Here is a 3,158-nt window from a genome sequence, read left to right on the forward strand (position 1 = left end):
CTGGCTCTGGCTCTGGTTCTGGCTCTGGCTCTGGCTCTGGCTCTGGCTCTGGCTCTGGCTCTGCTGATTGTTGCACGGCCGTTGCCGGTTGCTCAACCAATTTATTATTTTTATTAATACCTAATTTTACAGTAAGTAACTCTAAATAAACATCACCTTGCATTGTCTGCATTAATTGTCGCTGTACATCATCCAGAATAATCATCATCTCCTGAATACGTTGCATACTAATGCGCCCCTGCAATTGTTGTAGTTGGAACAACGGAATTGTTGATTTTACCAATGTTTCAGCAACATTAGATAACATCACATCCCGTAATAAAGCCATTAAATCAGCAATAAAGCGCTGGGCATCTTTACCATCTTGTAAAACATCATGCAAAATTTGTAATGCTGATTGCACATCATAGTCAATAATGCTTTGTAAATAATCAAACAACTGCGTTGTTGTTGCAGAACCCGTTACTTGTAAAGCATTTTCAACGGTTACATGATCTTGTCCAAAAGCAATCACTTGATCTAATATGGACAACGCATCACGCATACCACCTTCAGCTGCATTGGCAATAATACGTAAAGCATCTTCATCATACGCAATATTTTGCTGGTCCAAAATATATGACATTCGTTGTTGCATTTGCTGCGTACTAATGCGCTTAAATTCAAATCTTTGTGTTCTAGATAAAATAGTAGCCGGAATTTTTTGCGGTTCCGTTGTGGCTAGTATAAATTTAACATTAGCAGGTGGTTCTTCTAGTGTTTTTAGTAGGGCATTAAAAGCGCCTGTTGATAACATATGTACTTCATCAATAATATAAATCTTGAATTGTGCTTCAATTGGCGCATAATTGGCACTATCACGAATATTACGAATTTCATCCACACCGTTATTTGATGCGGCATCAATTTCGATAATGTCAGGTATTTGTGCATCGTCTTGGTCAGCTGGAATACCATTTACTGCTTTTGCAAAAATCTTGGCTGCACTTGTTTTTCCAGTTCCTCTAGGACCACTAAACAAGTAAGCGTGCCCTGTTTGCCCTGTCTGAATTGCATTTTGTAACGTTTGGGTGATAATTTCTTGACCCACCATGTCGTCAAAAGTTCTTGGACGATACACGCGATATAAAGCTTGATATGCCAAAATTTTCCACCTCCACTTACAAAAAAGACCGCTGAGCGGTCAAATATGTACACAGGCACAACATCAAACAACCTTAGGGCTGCTACATTCCTGTCCTGACCCAGTTCGGGAGAAGACGTTTGCCTGCAATAAATATTATACGTGATTTTTAAGATTCTGGCTAGTCTTTTTCGCTAATCCTTACTGAATTTTCAAGCGAAAATTGGTAAAGCGCGTTGCAACCTTCATTTGCCATTTAAAATAAGAAACATACATCTGTGGTAATAAGTACTCATTGACAGCTGCATAGTCATCAACTAATGACACAATCCAACTTTCAACATATTTTGGTGGTGCAATGGTTGCACCAAACATGTGTTTCACAATAATATCTGCTTCTTTAGGTGAAATATGTGTTATTTTACGTGCATTTTTTAAAGCAATACGAGGGTGCACATAAGCATGTGTGCCTTCATCAAACTTAGTTGTACGCCAGTCGTAATAAAATAGGTCATGCAATAATCCTGCTCGTGCTGTTGCAACTTCATCAGCGCCTACCTTTTTAGCAATAAGGTATGACTGATAAGAAACAGAAATAGAATGTTCTAATCGATTTGAAAAATGATGCTGTGGATAATTTTCTAATTTTTGAACTTCTTCACGTTGTAATAAATCACCGACAATTGCCACATAATCTTGGTCAACTTGCCATTCATTTAAATTTTGCATTCAATACCTCTTTTTAGTCCACTAACAATATTATAGTACAAAATGCACCAAAAGAGAATACTATTTGTTTTTCAGCTGTTTTACAAGTTTATGTTTTAATCGTATTTCAGAGAAAAAATTTTGTAATAATTGACCACATTCGTCACTTTTAATACCTGGATGCACTTCAACACGGTGGTTTAATCGTTCATCTTCTAGTAATGTATATAATGATTTAACGGCACCACCTTTGGCATCTTGAGCCCCATAATAAATGACTGGTATCCGTGAATTAATAATAGCACCAGCACACATCATACATGGTTCTAACGTCACAAATAAGGCGGTATTCTCTAACCGCCACGATTGTGCAGCCTGATTAGCCGCCTCAATTGCAAGCAATTCTGCATGAGCCGTGGCCTGTTGCCCTTGTTCTCGATGATTATGTGCACGTGCAATAATTTGATTATCATGTACAATCACTGCACCAATTGGGACTTCGCCTTCCGATCCAGCTTGCCTTGCCTCATCCAGTGCTGCTTGCATAAAATCATTAATCTGTTCGTCTGAAAAAATGGGGATATTCGCCATACTATCGTGTACTTTCTAAAATGTAATAACCTTTATCTTTATGAATAACCTGCGCATTGCCAAATGCTTCTGCCATATTTTTTTGGGCTGATGGCGCTCCTTGCTTCTTCTGTAAAACCGCAATCAATTTACCACCTGGCTGTAAATGTAATTTAGCTTCTTGTAACATTGACGTTACAACTTTTTTCCCCGCTCTAATTGGTGGGTTTACCAAAATCAAGCCATATTGTTCAGAGATATTGTCATAAACATCTGATTGGAAAATGTGCGTCACGTCTGCTACATTATTCTTCTTTGCATTGACGCGTGCTAACTGTAAAGCACGTTCATTTACGTCAACCATATCAACCGTACGTTTGAATTTTTTAGCCACAGCTATGCCGACAACACCATATCCAGTACCTAAATCAAGTATCTTTCCTTCAGGAATAGTCGTTTTACTCAATGCTTCAAGCATCGTTCTTGTGCCAAAATCAATGGTCCTTTTCGAAAAAACACCGCTATCTGTTTGAAAATACAACTGGTGTCCTAAAAGCTCAAAATCAAAGTGATGATAGTTGTGCTCAGCTGTTGGTTCAGCTGTAAAGTATTGTTCATTAGCTTGTTTATCTATATTTTTCATAATTATATTATATCGGAAAATGACATCATCGCTGCCGTTTCCATAAAATCTTTTTAAACCTTCGACATTTTTACATTAAAATATATATTTCTACTATTTATTGATAATAAAAAA

Annotated in this window: 4 protein-coding genes and 1 other RNA gene; all 5 read right to left on the bottom strand. The window is 37.5% G+C overall.

Features of this window, described 5'->3' with window-relative positions; translation table 11 throughout:
• On the bottom strand, window positions 1-1,144 hold a 1,144-nt coding region (gene dnaX / locus LEUFL_RS0105810; protein WP_010008117.1), incomplete at its 3' end, for a DNA polymerase III subunit gamma/tau.
• A gap of 44 nt (window positions 1,145-1,188) precedes the next feature.
• Window positions 1,189-1,275, bottom strand: an RNA gene (ffs, locus tag LEUFL_RS12645) — signal recognition particle sRNA small type.
• A gap of 49 nt (window positions 1,276-1,324) precedes the next feature.
• Entirely contained in the window at window positions 1,325-1,852 is a 528-nt protein-coding gene (locus LEUFL_RS0105815) for an HD domain-containing protein (RefSeq protein WP_010008119.1), read from the bottom strand.
• Between the two features lie 60 nt (window positions 1,853-1,912).
• Window positions 1,913-2,422: a tRNA adenosine(34) deaminase TadA gene (gene tadA, locus LEUFL_RS0105820; protein ID WP_010008121.1), complete on the bottom strand. Its 510-nt coding sequence runs from the start codon at window positions 2,420-2,422 to the stop codon at window positions 1,913-1,915.
• Window position 2,423: 1 nt separating this feature from the next.
• A complete protein-coding gene (locus LEUFL_RS0105825; RefSeq protein WP_010008123.1) occupies window positions 2,424-3,044 on the bottom strand; it encodes a class I SAM-dependent methyltransferase in 621 nt (206 codons plus the stop codon).
• Between the last annotated feature and the right edge of the window lie 114 nt (window positions 3,045-3,158).

Origin of the sequence: Leuconostoc fallax KCTC 3537 (assembly GCF_000165675.1) — a bacterium.
Taxonomy (GTDB): domain Bacteria; phylum Bacillota; class Bacilli; order Lactobacillales; family Lactobacillaceae; genus Leuconostoc_B; species Leuconostoc_B fallax.